The organism is Monoglobus pectinilyticus, assembly GCF_002874775.1.
Lineage (GTDB): Bacteria > Bacillota > Clostridia > Monoglobales > Monoglobaceae > Monoglobus > Monoglobus pectinilyticus.
This window is the reverse complement of record NZ_CP020991.1, coordinates 1,398,313-1,415,423: the sequence shown is the minus strand read 5'-3', so window position 1 is coordinate 1,415,423 and position 17,111 is coordinate 1,398,313. Positions and strand designations below refer to the sequence as shown.

General features: G+C 39.6%; 8 protein-coding genes and 1 pseudogene. All 9 read right to left on the bottom strand.

All coding sequences use genetic code 11. The annotated features are described in order from the left end of the window. Positions 1–780 precede the first annotated feature (780 nt). Positions 781–1,488, bottom strand: a complete 708-nt coding sequence (locus B9O19_RS06295; protein WP_102365612.1) for a hypothetical protein — start codon at positions 1,486–1,488, stop codon at positions 781–783. A 20-nt stretch (positions 1,489–1,508) separates the two neighbouring features. Then, complete coding sequence (gene gyrA, locus B9O19_RS06290; RefSeq protein WP_330400509.1) at positions 1,509–4,094, bottom strand: DNA gyrase subunit A; 2,586 nt, start codon at positions 4,092–4,094, stop codon at positions 1,509–1,511. Between the two features lie 724 nt (positions 4,095–4,818). Continuing rightward, positions 4,819–5,571 (bottom strand): nitroreductase family protein, encoded by a 753-nt coding sequence (locus tag B9O19_RS06285; protein ID WP_102365611.1) that lies wholly within the window; start codon positions 5,569–5,571, stop codon positions 4,819–4,821. Positions 5,572–5,961: 390 nt separating this feature from the next. Then, positions 5,962–7,773, bottom strand: a complete 1,812-nt coding sequence (locus B9O19_RS06280) for a pectate lyase family protein (RefSeq protein ID WP_102365610.1) — start codon at positions 7,771–7,773, stop codon at positions 5,962–5,964. Positions 7,774–8,347: 574 nt separating this feature from the next. After that, positions 8,348–11,347 (bottom strand): hypothetical protein, encoded by a 3,000-nt coding sequence (locus B9O19_RS11900; RefSeq protein WP_179947302.1) that lies wholly within the window; start codon positions 11,345–11,347, stop codon positions 8,348–8,350. A gap of 470 nt (positions 11,348–11,817) precedes the next feature. Then, complete coding sequence (locus B9O19_RS06270; RefSeq protein WP_154058631.1) at positions 11,818–13,242, bottom strand: S-layer homology domain-containing protein; 1,425 nt, start codon at positions 13,240–13,242, stop codon at positions 11,818–11,820. A gap of 297 nt (positions 13,243–13,539) precedes the next feature. Next, a complete protein-coding gene (locus tag B9O19_RS06265) occupies positions 13,540–14,499 on the bottom strand; it encodes a glycosyltransferase family 2 protein (RefSeq protein ID WP_102365608.1) in 960 nt (319 codons plus the stop codon). A 418-nt stretch (positions 14,500–14,917) separates the two neighbouring features. Beyond that, positions 14,918–15,136, bottom strand: a pseudogene (gene secG / locus B9O19_RS12285) (preprotein translocase subunit SecG); the annotation flags it as partial. 197 nt (positions 15,137–15,333) lie between these two features. Next, on the bottom strand, positions 15,334–16,908 hold the full coding sequence (rny, locus tag B9O19_RS06255; RefSeq protein WP_281254348.1) for a ribonuclease Y: 1,575 nt from the start codon (positions 16,906–16,908) through the stop codon (positions 15,334–15,336). Between the last annotated feature and the right edge of the window lie 203 nt (positions 16,909–17,111).

Sequence of the window (17,111 nt, the reverse complement as noted above, 5' to 3'; positions counted from 1 at the left end):
TAAACATGACCATATAAAAAACAATTCTTATATAGCTAGATATTTGTACCGGCAAATAGAATTTTTTATTACAGAAACTATAAATTTAATATCCCGACTTTGGAGCGATATAATAAATCTTCTATTAGATAATTGGTGGAAACAGTGAAAATATTCAGGTTTGTTTGATAAAAAGAGATAAAATTGAGCTGCGATAATTAGGATATAGTAACACCCATTTTCAATATACTTTAGCGTAGTATATTTGATATATCAAATAAATTTATATAAATTATTTTTTGATATTTTTATATTGATATTATTATTTTCTTATCATTACTCCAATATTATAATAATCTGAAAGTCAGGTAAACCGGCAGCTTACTAATCTAGTATATTGTCCAATACGGACTTAATTCTTAAAACGAACATCGAAGTTTGACGCCGCATCGCTATCTCAGACAGCCGCTTACAAGCGGCTGTCTTTTTAGATTAACTTCTTCCTGCTATCCTTAAACCAATCTGCTTAATCTTTTTCTAATAACCTGAACCAATACGTATCTTTTCTCTAAATTATTCCTAATATCTCGCTATTATCTTCCTTTTCTTTCCTGCTATGTCTACAAAATATCCTCTGCACAAAAAAGTCTGCTACCATATTTACACCTCTTTTGGCAGATTTCTGCTTCTTGCTAAAGCTATTTTCCTTCCGTAATAAAACATGAATATTATTTCTACCGTTAAAGTCCAGCAAAAAAGCCTTCCGGCTGTATTAGCAGAAGACTTCTTTGCAATTTTCTTTTATCCATATGCCAGCGGTTCACTTGAGATTTCCTCAATCTCACCATTTTTGTATACGTTGACTATTTTTCTGAGATTCTCATTTTTCAATTCAATCTGAAGCTGATAATACTCAGTTCCTCCTGAATTTGTCTGAAGCTGAAGCCCATTGGTATCATAGTTAATCGTTATACCATAATGGTCTTCAACAATCTTAACAGCCTCCTGAGGAGTATATCCGCTTGAAGATGAGCCTCCGGAATTCTCGTGGTTTTCTAAACGGCTTTCTATTGACTCGTATTGAGTGAGCTGACTGTCGCTCAATCCACTCTTGTCTATAGAATTCAACATTTCACGGGCGTCTGTATACATTCCTGAATTCAAAAATGACTCCGCGTCATCAAGTTCGGACTGAGACTGTGAAGGCACCGAATTGTTAGAGACGGAAGAACTCCCTGTCTTATTATTAGTGCCTGAATCAGCGCTTCCCGGAGACGAACTTGAATATGGTCTCTGTGTAGTCTGAACTCTTTTTTCTGGCGAAGCAGACTTTTTATCTCCGCTGAACTTGGACGTTGTTGTCTCCCCCTCGGCTTCGTGCTTTGCTGAAGCCGAGCTCTCCGGCTTGCTGTCTTTTGGCTTGTCATTTCCGCAGCCAAACAGCATAGAACATGATAAAACAACAGCAGCAGTCACAAGTCCGGCTTTTAAAAGCTTCTTATTCTTCATTTTATCACAACCTTAAAACATTAAATATTTTCATCAGTCGGCTCCGTGGCTTCGCTCAGTTCTGTATCTTCGACTGATTCCATTGTTTCTGTTGGTTCAGAAGTTTCAACTGTACCTTTGCTCTCTAAGCTGTCTACCTCTTCTTCAAATTCCTGTTCCTTTTCAACTCTGGCTATCGTTGCTACCTTAACGCCTTCAGCCAGTCTCATAAGCCTTACGCCCTTTGTTACCCTGCTGTATGTGCTTATGTCTTCTGAATCAAGCCTGATTATAACGCCTTCTGATGTGATTATTATAATATCATCTTCCGGCGATACAACTTTTATACCGGAAACATTGCCTGTCTCAGGTGAAATTTTATATGTTGAGCAGCCTTTTCCGCCTCTGCTTTGGGTCTTATATTCTTCAAGTTCTGTCTTCTTTCCGAACCCATTTTCTGATACGACAAGCATTTTACCGCCATCGCGGTATACACTCATGCCGACAACATAATCATCGTCTTCAAGCTTAATAGCCCTAACTCCTCTGGAAACACGCCCCAGTTCTCTGACATCCTTTTCATTGAACCTAATCATCTTTCCTTTATGAGTTCCGATAAACAAATCAGTGTCTCCGTTTGTGAGTTTTACTCTGAGCAATTCGTCATCGTCGTCCAGTTTTATAGCTATCTTTCCGCCCTTCGGAGCGTTTTGATAATCCATTATATCTGTCTTTTTAATAATACCGTTCTTAGTGCACATAGTCAGATACTGCCCTTCAGTATACTCGCGTATCGGAATGAGCGCTGAAATTGTCTCCCCGGGCGCAAGATCCAAAAGATTGACAATAGCCGTCCCCTTTGCCTGGCGGCTTGCCTCGGGTATTCTATATGCCTTTATCCTGAACATTCTTCCTGTGTTGGTAAACAGCATAATATATGAATGTGTAGAAGACACAAACATAGTTGAGACAAAGTCTTCCTCCTTTGTCTGCATTCCCACAATTCCTTTTCCTCCGCGGTGCTGGCTCTTATATGTGTCAACAGGCAGTCTCTTTATATATCCCTGATGTGTCATTGTTATGACATTGTCTTCCTCGGCGATTAAGTCCTCAATATCTATATCGTCCACAACCGGCTCGATAGATGTGCGCCTTTCATCGGAAAATTTATCTCTGATTTCGGTTATTTCTTTCTTTATAATGTCAAGCACCATCTGTTCGCTGCCTAATATTTCTGCAAGGTGCTCAATAAGCTCAGTTATTTCTTTCAGCTCGTTCTCGACCTTTTCACGCTCCATGCCTGCCAAACGTCCAAGACGCATATCAAGAATAGCCTGCGCCTGTATATCAGTGAAACTGAATCTCTCGATAAGGCGTGGTTTTGCGTCATTATAGCTGTTTTTAATTATATCAATAACCTCATCGATATTATCAAGCGCTATTTTGAGACCTTGAAGTATATGAGCCCTGGCCTCTGCCTTTTTCTTATCATATTTGGTCCTGCGTACTATGACCTCTTTTTGGAAGTCAACATACTGCTCCAAAATTTGTTTTAGAGAAAGCACCTGAGGCGAAGTTCTGTCTACCAGCGCCAGCATAATTATACTGAAAGTATCCTCAAGCTGAGTATACTTATACAGCTGATTCAAAACGATAGAAGCGTTCGCATCGCGTTTTAGCTCGATAACTATTCTGAGACCATCCCTATCGGACTCATCACGGAGGTCAGAAATACCATCAATTCTCTTTTCGTGAACAAGATCGGCTATCTTTTCAATCAACCTAGCCTTATTAACCATATATGGAATCTCGGTTACGATTATACGTTCTCTTGTTTCCTTCCACGGTTCAATCTCTGCACGTGCGCGTATTTTAAGCTTCCCTCTGCCCGTAGTATAAGCCGCACGAATTCCGCTTGTGCCCATTATCTGCGCACCTGTAGGAAAATCAGGTCCCGGAATATATTCCATAAGCTCGTCTACAGTAATATCCGGATTGTCAATAAGCGCAATGACGCCGTCTATAACCTCGCCCAAATTATGCGGCGGTATTTTTGTAGCCATTCCGACCGCAATACCGTCTGAGCCGTTGACCAGCAAATGCGGTATACGCGACGGAAGCACTACCGGTTCCTGTCTGCTTTCATCAAAGTTTGGCATAAAGTCAACTGTCTCTTTGTCAATATCGGTCAGCATATTGAGAGAAAGCTTAGACATTCTTGCCTCAGTATATCTGTATGCTGCGGCGCCGTCGCCATCGACTGAGCCGAAATTTCCGTGTCCGTCAACAGTTGGGTAACGCATTGAAAAATCCTGCGCCATACGTACCATTGCGTCATATACCGACGCATCACCGTGCGGATGATATCTTCCCAAAACATTTCCGACAGTGGTCGCACACTTTCTGTACGCCTTGTCCGGAGTTATTCCGTCCTCATACATTGCATAAAGTATTCTTCTGTGAACCGGCTTAAGTCCGTCCCTCACATCCGGCAGTGCACGTCCAACGATAACAGACATAGAATAGTCAATATACGACTTTTTCATCTCATTATCAAGGTCAACCGGTATTATATTAAGCTTGGCCGGGTCGAACATAGGTTCATTTGATTTGTCTCTTGACGCCATATTATGTATTCTCCTTTTCTTTACGGCTGAAAAAGACGATTGCCGTCAGAGTTAAAAATTTAATATTTAAAACGCAAACCGTCTTTTTCGTACCTTTATAAAATTCGACATTAGGAAGTAAATCCCTTCTAAAATCAAAAATTTTATATCTTTTTCATTACGTATATAATATTTTATAATTATGCAATAAAATAAGCTATAAAAGGTTTGCTTGAAATAGATATTCTCAACATTTTTCACCTGTCAAGTCCAAAACATTAAGAATATAAAACATACAAGGAAGCAAAAAATCAGTTATATATACTTTTATAACATTATAACAATACAGTAAAAAATAAAACCACCGCAAAGGAATACCGGTAACAGTATATTAATCAAAATAAAATATTTTTACCAAACCGGTATTTCTTGTGCTGTCTATAAAAATTTGAGCTGTCAACTCTAAATTTTAACTTAGCTTTTATATGATATTTAATTTAATTTACTTCACTTGCAGCCGCAAAACGATTAATATCTTGGAACAAAAAAACTTTAAGTAAACTGATTTAAAAAATTTCTCTGAACTAAAAATACAATAATTAAAATATAACTAATACACATGATTTTTAATTCTATAAACAACTTCTATTTTATAGTATTACCGCCTTATAAAAGCTTTTAATTAATATAAAAAACTGCCTAGCCTCAAAACCTCAGAAAAAAGCAACGCTACATAATATTATAATCAGATAAATTTATATTTTGCCGTCAATGTCTTCTCCTTTTCATTATCATTGTTGTCAGCAAAAATTTCTCTTTCAAATTCTATATTTTCATGATTAAGACACAAATCCATAAAACACAGAAAAATTCCAATATCTATTCTGTTATAATAATTCACTTTATCCGCCGGCATTATCCCGCGCTTACCGGGCTTTTTGTATCTAAAAACCTCTATATACCCATTTGTGTTCTCCGCTATCCATGGCTGTGTATTACAAGCGCTCGGTGCAAACCTAACAACCTCTGTTACGTTTTTAATTTTATCGCCTGTCCATATTTCTTCTTCCGTCTTTCTTTTGCTCTTATACATATTTTTTCTGAATTTTGTTTCCCCGACTTTTGCTATGGCTATCATAATTACAAAATCCATACCGTTATACGATTTTTCTTCTGTCTTTCCTATTCCAAACCATAGAGAGCCTATATTTTTAGAAGCAAGATATAAATCCAGCTGCTCTCCAATATAACCTATGTTTTGCAGATAGTTATCCTTCTTTTCGCTATATAAAAGAATACAGTATTCCTGACCGCGTCTGCATGTTGTTGCTTTGGCAGGAACAATTCTGACAGCTGTTTTTATGTCTTCCGCAAGCGGCAAAAAACTTCTATATTTTTCCTCTATTTCACATAATTCTGCGGCAGAAATGGTTCCTATATCCTTAAAAATATGAAATGATTTTCTCTTAAATATCATGTTGTAGAGCATATCCTGCATAAAATAAAACCTCGCATTCTAATTTGACTAATTCCACGATTTTAAATTATATAAAATATAAATCAATAAAAAATCCGGAGCATAAAATATAACAAGAAGATAATCCCTTTCGTTAAAAAATATGAGCTGCTGTTAGCAGCTCATAGAACAGTTATTAATGAATGGAATACAGCTGCTGAGAATTCCGGTACTTGTGTCCTCGTAAGAGAAACAAAACAATTTCCGCGCCTCTGACTTGATTCATAGTACAATCATTATATCAATCTAATATTATTGTCAAGACTAATTTAAATTCAAAATTAATTATTAAATATTTCTAATATTTAAAATCTTTAATATAAAACCATATTTTACAATCAAATACAAACTCTATTTTTATTTTAAAGTGCTTTAGTTTCTGGCCGGTTCCAGCCTGCTGGTCCAAAGATACGTTTTTATGTTTTTATCGCTTTTTAACGTTACGTTTATATCCTGAGGAATATCAGACTTAGGGATTCTGACAATTTTAACGTCTGTCATTATTTTTCCGCTTTCATCATATGAACATGCCGCAAATACAGCACCGCTCTCATCATTTTCATTCACAATAGAGGCGGTAATATTTGCACCGCTTATCTCAGGGGATTTCGCATAATATATTCCTCTGGCAGGCGCGCTTGTAGGTAATGGTGACGATGTCGGATCCTCAGTAGGTTCAGGCGGATTTTCAAGTATGTCAAATGAATACGCCTCTATATTAAGGTATCCGGTATATTTTCCGTCATACTGGTTTTCATTCGCTATCTTCAACGAGTCCGCCGGATTGTTTTTATTTAGCTCGTGGCTATCCTCCCAATCGTCAGGAATACCGTCGCCGTCACTGTCGAGCTTTCCGGTTCCATAATATTCAGGCTTCTCTAAAAGTATAAACTTGTCATAGTTTAAAATTCCATTTTCTCCGACCGTTGATATTCTTTTTACCGTGTCATTTACCGCCCGTTCATCGACGCTATCTCTCGGGAAATTATGTCCGGCGCTTTGAACAACACTGCCGAAAGCTTCTATAGCACTCTCTGTTGTTATGGGATAATCTTTGATATACTGAGTATGCGACTTTTCAGACGGTTCTGCAGTCTCATCGTATTTCTCTAAATTATAAGTTTCTGTATAATTATCAAACTCTACGCCAAAAACATTATCACTGTTAATCAATGCAACCTTTTCAGATGGTTTTATTGCGTCATAATAGTTTCCGTCTATTGCTAAATCTGTTGCAGCGCCGACTATCGGATAACTGCTCTGATTTTCAGGCTGAGTCCCCATCATTTTATAGAACCTCTTTAAGTCTTTGCTGGCAGGCCCCATTTTATAATAATTGTTTACCAGATTAACCCTAACCATGTTCTGACCGCCATGCGACGAGTTGCTCTGCCAATTATAAAAAACATTATTCCTTATATCCAGCAGACTCATATAGTCAGGTTCATAGTTGTAAGAATGAACAGTTGCGGATGTCCCGACCAGCGGATAACGGCTTATAGACGACGCTACAAGGTTATGATGATACGACATATTCTTGCCGCCCCATATGCCGCCGTAGCCATGAGCCTGGAGCTGCCCTTCCTCATAATGGATTCCTATATTTATAGGCTCAGTTATTATACACCACTGAATAGTGCTGTCCTTAACTGCATACACCGAACAGCACTCGTCGCTGGACCAGCTCATACTGCAATGGTCCACAATCAGGTTTGAAGTATTGTAAGTACCTCCGAAAGAATCAGCGTCGTACTTATGATTTTCATAATCATATACTCCCATTCTGAATCTCATATATCTTATTATAATATTATCAGCGCTTACCGTTGTTGGAGCTCCTGAAACACATATACCGTCACCGGGTGAGGTTTGACCCAATATAGTTATATTAGGGGCTTTCAATGTCAGACCTTTTGTCAGATTTATCGTTCCAGCAACATCGAAAACAATTATCCTGTTGCCGATGGACACAGCGTCACGCAGTGAACCCGGCCCGCTGTCGTTCAGGTTTTCAACATGGTAAATTTCAGGAATCGGAACGGCACGAGCTCCTGTTGTATACATACCTCCGCCTTCGGCTCCCGGGAAGGCCGGCAGCCCCCCCGGCAATATATCAACAGCATACACCGCATTGCTCATAACAAGCAAGCTCAGCAACAAAAACATAACAACAGCCTTTTTCATAGTAAAGCCCCCAAACTATTCTTTTTATAACATGGCCAAAGCCAAATATTTTTTACTGTTTTCTATTTTTAATCTTCAATATATAAAACTGTCTTAAAACCTATCTCTTTTTCAATTCTATTTATATTTGTTATATTAAATTTAATTAGTATTTTTCTATAGCAGTACATACAGCTGTCTCACCTTAATATAAAAACATATATCTAATTCATCTTTAATAAACGGCATACTTTTATATCTTTTATAATAATTTCACTAACCATTTTGATAAATTAATATTTCAATTCTATTGATACTCGTTTCATAGTAGTCTCTGATTTGTTTTTTCCTATCCCTATATATGATTTGCATTTCACGCTATTTCAGAAACACATATAATTCCGCCGTCCTGTAAAGACAAACTTTTTTTATTTATGCAAATTGTTTCGTGCATGGTCTATGTTATATAGTAATAAAAATTTATAAAATCCTACTTTTTCAGAATAGTTAACTTCAATATCTTGATTATTGAAATTTTCTATGCCTGGCCACATAACACACACAATTCCATTATCGCTAGATTTGGATACCTTTGTTAATCCTGCGGAACCATTTCGCTGGACCATAAAAATGTTTTTATATTTCCGCCCTTTTTCAAATCTATTGATACTCGTTTCGGTATATCTGATTTTGGTATTATCTCAATTGCAGCGTCAGTTAAAACATCCCCTGCATCATTATAAGAGCATACTATAAACATAACCCCATTATCATCAGTTTTATTAACTATTTCAGCTGTCACGTTCAATCCGTTTATTACCGGAACTTCTTGATAATAGATTCCGCTCGGCGAACTGCTTGGTTTTGGTGTCTCCGATGATGCCGGCGGATTTGTCGGCTCTGTTTCCGGTGTAGCAGTCGGAACAAATGACGGAACAGCAGTAGGGGATACTGTAGGAGACGAACCCGGATCATCAGTTGGTGAACTTGTGGGCTCTGCCGTTGGCGGTGCAATCGGCTCACTTGTTGGACCTGCAGTGGCACTGGGCTCAGGTACCGGCGTACTTGTAGGGCTTGAGGTCGGAGATGATGTTGGTTCTGCTGTTGGTGCATTCGTCGGCTCCGCTGTCGGAGGAGATGTCGGCACCGGTTCAGCATTAAATACAACATCTAAACCTATATTTTCACTGGGCATAACAAACGTATTGTTATATACTACAGAATTGCCATTTGACGTACGCATAGTAATCTGCGCGTTCTGCCCTGCAATACCCGGCACTGCGTCAACTAAAACCACAGACTTCTCACCGATACTATACTTATTTGAATTATCCGCAGAATAGCTAACTCCATATATCGGTGGTTTTGAACCGTTTAAAAAGAAATAATATGTGCTTCCGGCTTCCAAATCAATATTCAAAACCATATCTTTCTGGCCTCCGCTTGAGGTATACGCCTTATAGTTAACCCCGGTCAGCGCGTCTGTCATATACGCACCCGGAACACCGTTTTCAGTTACTCTGACAAAATTCATCGGTTTTGCAGTGTTCCAGCTTATCGCCAGTTGAAGCCGTCCCGTCTCACTTGGTGAAAACTTCAAAAAAGCTCCTCCGTTCGGCGGATTGTCATACGTTCCGTTTTTGCTTCCTGAACCACTATAATACATTGCATTTTGTGAACCTGTGAGCGTTGCTGTATATGTTACGCCGTCGATTTCAACAGGTTCTACCTGTGCGGTGGTAAACACATTTTTTGTGCCGCCCTTATCGTCTGCTTCTCCGAACACAACACTGAGACCATCACCAGCCTGAACAGTCTTACCGTTTTCATATGAAGCAGCAGTATCTATTTTATATATCTCCCTTGCTTTCGGAAACTCAACGCCAGCTGCATCCGTAAGCTTAACATACCCCTCGCCGGACACGTTTATTTCCGCATCATATGCAGGAGAAGTTGGGGTTGGCGTTTGTGTTGGAGCCGCCGTTGGAGCCGCCGTAGGTTTAGCCGTCGGCTTAGGCGTTGGAGTTGGCTTTGTCGGATCAAGAGTCGGTGCCGGAGTCATCGTAGGAGACGGCTCATCCCCAGCTATATCGAATGAATATACTTCTATATTATAATACCCTGTATACTCCGGATTTGAAGAAAAATACATTGAATCTGCCGGATTGTTCTTATCAAGTCTGTGGCTGTCCTCCCAGTCGTCCGGTATTCCATCGCCATCGCTGTCAGCTTTCGGTGTTCCCTTATACTCATATCTATCCATAGTCTTTAATTCTGACCAGTCAATAATTCCATTTGTCCCAACCGTAGAAGTTCTTTCTGACGCATTTGCTACAGCACGGTTATCAACATCGTCACGCACTATATTTGCCCCGGCTCCAGCCAAAACCTTATCGTATGCCTCTTGTGCTGTATCGGTTGTTATCGGATAATCATTTATATACTGAGTGTGCGAGAACTCTGCCTCCGGGTCATCAGAACCATTATACTCCACTATATTATAAGTCTTAGCTTTTGAATGCGCAACTCCCAAAGTATTGTCAGCATTAATTTCATCAACTGTGGTGCTGCTCTTCTTTGGGTCATAGAAATTTCCCGCAATAGCCAAATCAGTACCGGCTCCAACTATAGGATGCTTGCTGTTGCTTTTGCTTTCAGTAGCATACATTTCATAGAATCTTTTAATACTGCTGCTCGCGGGTCCTTCCTTATAATAATTGTTAACAAGATTGACCCTAACCATATTTTCGCCGCCGTAAGATGTATTAGAACGCCAATTATAAAAGATATTATTTCTTATGTCAACCAAACTGTTTGAATCCGGCTCGCTCTTATACGATTTTACTGTAGCGGAGGTTCCGACACGCGGAAATCTGCTGTTAGCGCTTGATACTAGGTTATGATGATATGTAGAATTAACCCCTCCCCATATTCCGCCATATCCATGCTGCTGGAGTTTTCCCCCCTCGTAGTGTATAGATGTATTTAGAGGTTCTGTTATTATACACCATTGTATGGTGGAATTCTTAATCGCATATACAGAAACGCATTCGTCAGTAGACCAGCTCATACTGCTGTGATCTACAATCAAATCTGAGGTCTGGGATATTCCGCCGAAAGCGTCGTCATCATACTTTTTATTTGCCTCGTCATATACTCCCATTCTGAAACGCATATAACGGATAATTATATTGTCCGCATTTATAGTTGTAGGAGCGCCGGACACACATATGCCGTCTCCCGGCGCAGTCTGTCCTAAAACAGTTATGTTAGGCTGACTGAAACGAAGATAATTCGTCAAATTTATTGTTCCCGCAACATCAAAAACCACTATTCTACCCGGCTCCGATATTGCGTCTCTCAAAGAGCCGCTGCCGCTGTCGTTTAGATTGGTTACATGATAAATCTCGGGAGAGCTGTCCCCTCTCGCTCCTGTAGTATACATTCCGCCGCCCTCTGCTCCAGGGAATGCCACTAATTTTGCTGATTCTAAAACTGCACTTTTTTCAGGCTCCGCATATCCGGTTCCAAAACAACCGAAAAGGGGTATCATAACAAGAGCCATAGCTAAAAACAGTGATGTAAACTTTTTCATACTAACCTCCATAAAGTAAAATTTAATTATGTGGATTTTAAAAAGCAGTACCAAAAAAGACTACAACACAATAAACGCCACTCTTGGCACCCATTGAGTTGTAGTCTCGCAAATCTATAAAAAAGACTGCAGTCTCCGGGTGCTGACCGCACCGTGATGACGAAAACCGCAACAGATATAATCTGTATGCTACTCCCTAAAACCATATCTATTTTATCACAGTTTTACGACAAAATCAATCTTTGTTATACTGAAAGATTGCCACAAAATCATAGTATGTTATGTAAAAAAAACTGTACATAATTATACAATTGAATAAATCGCCGTGATTACGGGCAATTCTCTAAATTACTAACATTCTCAGCACAAAAAATTTACAATAATTACATATTCTTTTCTCACTTAAAACTCAAAATGTTAAAAATAAAACGGCGTTTAATCCGGCATATGCAGAATTAAACGCCATAATTTTATTGTTTACCTAAATAAGTAAAGTGCATATAGTCATATGTACCGCTGACCCATGCGTTTCCTCCCCACAGCCAGCCGTATTTTGCAAAAGTCTGCACAACAACGCCTGTTGGTGAAAATGAAAACACTGAAGTCGACGGGTCATAGAATGTTCCTATCTGCTGTCCGTTTTTGTAAACACAATAATTTTCATTATAGTTAAGGTCTATAACCGTACCAAAATTATGTTCTGATACGCTTCCTCCTGAAAGAGCATTTCTCCATGAATACCCTACCGCATCCTTTATTGGAGGCTTCTCCGGCGAATTATATATCTCGCTGAATATAGCCTGAACATCTTCAGCTAGTACCGAATTCACCTTAAATGAACGCCATCCGGTTTGAAGCTGGTCTCCGTCTCCAAATTCCCATACAGGAACCACGACTTCAACCATATGTGCCTCGGCTTCTTCGTGAGTTGAATACCTAGCGCCGACAGAACCAAATATCCTTATTTCTTTGTCAGTTGCTTCACCTGTGGCTAAAGTTTCTGAATATGTTTTAAGCTGATACAGTCCGTCGCTGTCCGGAACCTGCAGCGGTGTTCCGCTTGGCGCATATCCGCCTGTTCCGTCCGGAACCGGTTCAGGATCTTCCTCAACTATTGGTTCCCCTCCGACAACTTCTCCGCCAGGTGTAACAAGCTGCTTATCAGGAGCGTTACGTAAGGCAATAACTGTTCCATTACTCTGCATTACTGTTTTTTCCAATGTATATACCAAACGTCCGTTTGAGTCAGTTCCTGATTTAAGAGCAGACTGAATACGGCCGTCAACATCCCTGCCGTATTTTACAAAGCAGCGGTATGCAATTATTGCTGCTTCCTCACGTGACACATAATCTTTTGGTTTAAACATTCCATCGTATCCTGCCATCAGATCATTATCCAGCATAAACGCCACATAATCTTTAGCCCAGTCATCTATATCCCATGCGTCCTGAATATCATCAAAAACGCCTGTTGAAGGGAAATATGGACCTAAAACACCGGCAGCAGACAGCATACTTGTTATTACCTTACACATTTCCTGACGGGTTATAAAATCCTTAGGAAAAAAGTGTCCCTCACCGTCGCCGCTGATTATTCCAACATAATAAGCCATATTAGCAAACACATTATCGGTATCCACAAAAGGCGTATATGCGTTTGATGTAACATTTTCTGCTGTAATGGTACAATAAATATTTACAGCAACATTTATAAAGTCAAGCCTGTTTATAGCGTCTGTATACGGCTTGTCTCCATACTCAGTGGAAATAAGACTGTATTCCATCGCCCCTTTAACCGTGTCAACTGCCCACCAATTCGGCTCATACGCAAAGACTGCTATGCTGGATAATGACATACATAATGTCAAAAGTACCGCAGTAATCCTCTTTTTCACAAAATTCACCTCTGATAAAATTTCTGCTCCGCCAATCTAAGTCAACACAAAACTTCAAATTAAATATATATATCAGCGAAAGCATTATATTTGTGTGCGTAAACTGAGAGTAAATTATAACACAAAATTCGACTTTTCTCAAGTTTTGACTTCAATTTTTAATAGAATGTTCACAAACTATGAATATATTTACAAAGCGTTAAACAACCTTTTTCACCTTCCTAATAGTGGAAGTATCTCTTATAAATATACTTTTTACACTAAAAAGCAGGTATAGATAAAACAGCAGATTAAATATTAATTATTTGCTTCCTTTTTATATTCCTCGATTATGTATCTTGGTCTAGCCTTGGATTCTTTATAAATTTTTCCTATATACTCTCCTATTATTCCAATAGACACAAGCTGAACACCGCCCAAAAACCAAATTGAACACATGAGAGACGCCCAGCCGTCTGAGGTATAACCAAAAAATTTGCTGACAAGAGTATATATCGCAGCGATAACAGCTGCAACACACACAATCAACCCCATAGACCACAGAACTTTAATAGGCTTAACGCTGAACGAAGTTATACCGTCAAAGGCAAAAGACAGCATCTTTTTTAACGGATATTTGCTTTCACCGGCAAAACGTTCCGCTCTTTCATAATACACACTATCGCTTTTATAACCGATAAGAGGAACCAATCCTCTTAAAAACAGATTTACTTCTTTAAAACTTTCCAGGTCATTAAGCGCCCGCCGGCTCATCAGACGGTAATCTGCATGATTGTATACAACGTCTACACCCATCATAGCCATAAATTTATAAAAGCCCTGGGCAGTAGTGCGCTTAAAAAACGAATCGGTCTTTCTTTCACTTCTAACGCCGTATACCACGTCGCATCCATTGTCAAACTTCTTCACCATCTCAGGAATAACATTAATATCGTCCTGCAGGTCGGCGTCTATCGAAACCGCACAGTCGCACTCGTCCTTTACAGTCATCAAACCTCCCAAAAGAGCGTTTTGATGTCCGGCATTATGCGCCAGCTTTACACCCCTGTAAATATTGTTTTGCTCGCATAGTCCGCTGATTATTTCCCATGTCCTGTCCCGGCTTCCGTCATCTACAAAAACTATCTTACTCTCAGGACTGACTGTTCCTTCGCTAATCATTTTCCCATATAATTCCAGCAAGCGCTTTGAGGTTTCCCCCAGCACTTCCTCCTCGTTGTAGCACGGCAGAACTACAAATAATTTTGTATCCTTCATATCGTCCTCCTATTAAAACTTTAAAAATAAAAGGGCAGGCGTAAGCCTACCCTAAATCCAATTTACAAATTAATTGTCAGACTGTAACGGGCAGTCATAGTTAAAATTACTGACCTTCACCCTGCTGTGCTGCGTCTTGCTGTGCCGCACCATCAGCGGCTCCGTCCTGAGCAGCACCCTGATCTGCTGCATCGCCTTCAGCTGCACCTTGCTCAGCTGCGCCATCTGCCCCTTCAGCCGCACCGGCTTCAGCTTCCTGCTGCGCCTGAGCTGCCTGCATATCTTCAGCAGTCATGATTATATTACCGTTTGCATCAACCAGATTTCCATTTTCATCAGTAGAAACATTCATAGTTCCTTCGTCTGACGCACTGTCTGAAACTGCATTCTGAGAAGCATACTCCTGTATTGAAACATAAGTAAGCACAACAGATGAAACTATAAATAATATAGCTACAACAGCCGTGAACTTCTTGAGCATCGCATCAACAGTTCTTCCTTTATTCTTTCCAAAAAATGTTTCAGCGCCGCCGGCAATAGCACCAGACAGACCCTGCTGTTTTCCGTGCTGCATCAAAACAATCACTGTAAGCACCACGGCGATAATCACGTGGATAATAACTAAAGCTGTTTGCATTTTTAAACTTCCTCCTCATACGTTCAATAACGTATATTAGTAAAATATAGTATTTTGCTTAGTTTCAAAGCACCAGTGCACTAGATTATATCACAGCACCTGGTAAAAATCAAGTCTTTTTTTAAAAATTTCTATTTTTTCCGCACAAAACCAAACAGCCGCCGGCAAACAAGACAGCGGCTGTTCCCGTTTAATATTTATTTCGCGTACTCTATTGCTCTGAGTTCGCGGATTACATTCACTTTTATCTGACCCGGATATTCCATTGTTTCTTCTATTCTCTTTACTATATCCTTAGCCATCAAAATCGTATCGTCGTCACTAACCTTATCGGCCTTAACCATGATACGAACTTCACGCCCTGCCTGTATAGCAAAAGAGCGTTCAACACCTTCAAATGAATTTGATATTTCCTCAAGCTGTTCAAGTCTCTTGATATAATTTTCCAAATTCTCGCGTCTTGCGCCGGGACGAGCCGCAGAAATACTGTCAGCAGCCTGTACAAGGCATGCCTCTATTGAGTTTGGCTCAATATCTCCGTGATGTGCCAAAATACAATGAACAACCTTATCATTCTCTTTATACTTCTTAGCTATATCGGCACCTATAGTTACATGCGAACCCTCAACCTCATGATCTATCGCCTTGCCAATATCATGCAGAAGTCCTGCACGTTTTGCCAGTGTAACATCCGCACCCAGCTCCGCCGCCATCAAACCTGCTATATGCGATACTTCGATTGAATGCTGGAGAACATTCTGACCGTAACTGGTTCTATATTTCAGTCTGCCTATAAGCTTTACAAGCTCAGGATTAAGTCCGTGAACATTGGTCTCAAATACCGCTCTTTCGCCCTCCTGCTTGATAACATTTTTAACCTCTTTTTGAGACTTCTCAACCATTTCCTCAATTCTGCCCGGATGAATTCTTCCGTCAGTTATCAGCTTTTCAAGCGAACGTCTTGCAATCTCACGTCTTACAGGGTCAAATCCAGAAAGTATAACCGCCTCCGGCGTATCGTCAATTATCAAATCTATTCCTGTAAGCGTTTCTATCGTTCTAATGTTTCTGCCTTCACGGCCGATTATTCTTCCCTTCATTTCATCATTGGGAAGTGGAACGACTGAAACTGTGGTCTCGGTAACATGGTCAGCGGCACAGCGCTGAATAGCTCCGGTAATAATCTTCTTCGCCTTTTCTTCAGCTTCCTCTTTTGCCTGCTCTTCAACACTTTTAATAAGCAGTGCAGACTCATGCTTAACATCATCTTCAACTTCTTTTAAAAGCAAATCTTTTGCCTGAGACGCAGTCATAGTAGCAATTTTCTCAAGCTGAGCTATCTGCAGCTTTTTAACACGTTCTATTTCAGCCTGCAGTTCTTCTGCCTCGTTAAACCTTCTTTGAACCTGTTCTTCCTTCTTTTCAATCATTTGATTTTTCTTATCAATTGTATCTTCTTTTTGCTGTACACGTCTTTCCTGTCTTTGAAGTTCGTTTCTTCTCTCTTTGATTTCTCTTTCAAGTTCACTTCTTGACTTATGTATCTCTTCTTTGGCTTCAAGTAATTTTTCCTTTTTTATGTTTTCTGCATCCTTCTCGGCCGCAGCCGCTGCATCGTTTAAAATACGCTCCGCTTCTTCTTCGGCGCTGCCTATTTTAAGCTCAGCAAAGTTCTTTCTATATGCATAACCGTATCTAAACGACATAAACGCGCTAATAACGCCTATTATGATAACGGCAATTAAAATCAATATCCATATCAAAGTATTTATCTTAAAGCACCCCCTTCTATAATTTTGATTGTAAAACAATTCATTCTTGACTTTTCAATTAACTATCCAGCAAAATCACAATAATAGCGCACTCGCGGCGCAAATTTCTCGGGCTGTTTCAGATCAACTTTCGTAACTGTTATAATAAACACATCATTCAATTGTTCCGCTTAGTCTGCCGGGATAGTTTTGAAATAAAAATC

Coding starts and splice junctions, on each gene's coding strand:
- B9O19_RS06295 (WP_102365612.1), bottom strand. CDS start 1,488: ATGAAGAATAAGAAGCTTTTAAAAGCCGGACTTGTGACTGCTGCTGTT.
- gyrA (WP_330400509.1), bottom strand. CDS start 4,094: ATGGCGTCAAGAGACAAATCAAATGAACCTATGTTCGACCCGGCCAAG.
- B9O19_RS06285 (WP_102365611.1), bottom strand. CDS start 5,571: ATGCAGGATATGCTCTACAACATGATATTTAAGAGAAAATCATTTCAT.
- B9O19_RS06280 (WP_102365610.1), bottom strand. CDS start 7,773: ATGAAAAAGGCTGTTGTTATGTTTTTGTTGCTGAGCTTGCTTGTTATG.
- B9O19_RS11900 (WP_179947302.1), bottom strand. CDS start 11,347: ATGAAAAAGTTTACATCACTGTTTTTAGCTATGGCTCTTGTTATGATA.
- B9O19_RS06265 (WP_102365608.1), bottom strand. CDS start 14,499: ATGAAGGATACAAAATTATTTGTAGTTCTGCCGTGCTACAACGAGGAG.